Annotated in this window: 1 protein-coding gene; it reads left to right on the forward strand. The window is 46.2% G+C overall.

Going from position 1 to position 1,616, the window contains the following annotated elements:
* Nucleotides 1-258 precede the first annotated feature (258 nt).
* The gene (locus PVE40_RS12695) at nt 259-1,491 is read left to right on the forward strand and encodes an IS110 family RNA-guided transposase (RefSeq protein ID WP_274732298.1); all 1,233 of its coding nucleotides are present in this window, start codon (nt 259-261) and stop codon (nt 1,489-1,491) included.
* Nucleotides 1,492-1,616 lie beyond the last annotated feature (125 nt).

Genomic DNA, 1,616 nt, shown 5'->3' on the forward strand with positions numbered 1-1,616 from the left:
AAAAACATACTAAGATTAGCAGGTAGAAACCCCGACGGGGGTTACTGCCTGCTATTTTCTTTTTTTGGGATATAGTAGTGGTGAAAGGAAGCCCGACCATAGTCCCGAGGACTGCGAGTCCGAAACAAAAACCGGGCTCCTTCACTGTCATTTCAGAATCAGGTTTAAGTATGTGGGACCACGAGTCCGTGTAAAGGAAATTGGAATCGGAATGAATCAGTGAGGGGCTTTCAAACCAAACGAGAAAGCGAGGAGAAAATAATGTTTGTAGTCGCACTAGATGTTTCCATGAAGAAAAGCTACGCCGTCATCTATGAAGGTGACACTTGCCTGTGGGAAGGAATCATTGCACACACAAGAACAGGTTTCGCCAGCCTGTTGAATGAGATACAGAGCCTGCCACAAGCTCCGGAGGTGGTTTTCGAGGCCACGGGCGTCTATTCCCGGCCGGTAGAAGCCTTCTGTCAAAAAAATGAGCTGGCCTACGCTTTGCTGAACCCCCTTCAAGCAAAAAAACAACTGGAAGAAGATACACTGAGGAGTTGGAAAACCGACAAACAAGATGCCCACAAGCTGGCGCAAACCCATGCCGGGAAAAGACGGACACCGAAGGTGGTACAGGAAGATATCTATCAAGACCTGCGCGATTTATCCCGCTTCTACCAAGAGGTGGAGGAAGAAATCAAACGCACGCGGATGCACCTGCATAACTGTCTACAGCTGGTATTTCCGGAGTTGGAACAGTTCTTTTCGAACAAGATTAACCTCTACGCCCTGACCGTAATCAGCTTGTTCCCGCACCCCGATTTAGTCTTGAAGTCCACACCGACTAAAATAAAAAATCTATTACTTAAATCCACACGGAAGAAAATATCCGAAAACCGCGCCCGCAAGAAGGCGGAAGAGTTAATCGCTCTGGCACAGGATGCTTATCCAGCTGTAGCTGAAAACAGTATCCACTGTCAAAAGACGAGCTACTATGCGGAAAGGCTCCAGGATCTTCTCATCCAAAAGGAGACTCTCCAAGGCCAGTTAATCGGCATGGCGAGGGAACTACCCGAACACGAGCTATACAGCTCGATTCCAGGGATTGGCGAACTGACATCTGCCCTATTGATCGGGGAGCTGGGGGATGTGAGGCGGTTTGAAACGTCAAATCAATTGAATGCCTTCGTGGGCATTGACATCCGCAGGTACCAGTCAGGCAATTATTTAGGCAAGGATCATATAAATAAACGTGGCAATCCCAAAGGAAGGAAAATATTGTTTTTTAGTGTACGAAACATGATCCGCCAACAGAAAGCTGGCCCAAACCATATCGTGGATTATTACTACAAATTAAAAAAGCAACCCGTCCACAAGAAGGACAAGGTTGCAGTCGTAGCCTGTATGAACAAACTACTCAAGTGTATGCATTCCATGGTCAGGAACCATACCAAGTACGACTATGCGTACACGGCCTCCAAGGGCCCATATCTATCGTTACTATAACACAATCCCCTGCAAAAAAATAGCAAAAGGGATGTTTATTTGGCATGTCTATTTCCTTATCAAGTATAGCCCTAGGCTGACTCTCCAATGGAGAGGTTAAGATATTCTTACTAAACAGATAAATA

Origin of the sequence: Jeotgalibaca caeni (assembly GCF_028863945.1) — a bacterium.
Lineage (GTDB): Bacteria > Bacillota > Bacilli > Lactobacillales > Aerococcaceae > Jeotgalibaca > Jeotgalibaca caeni.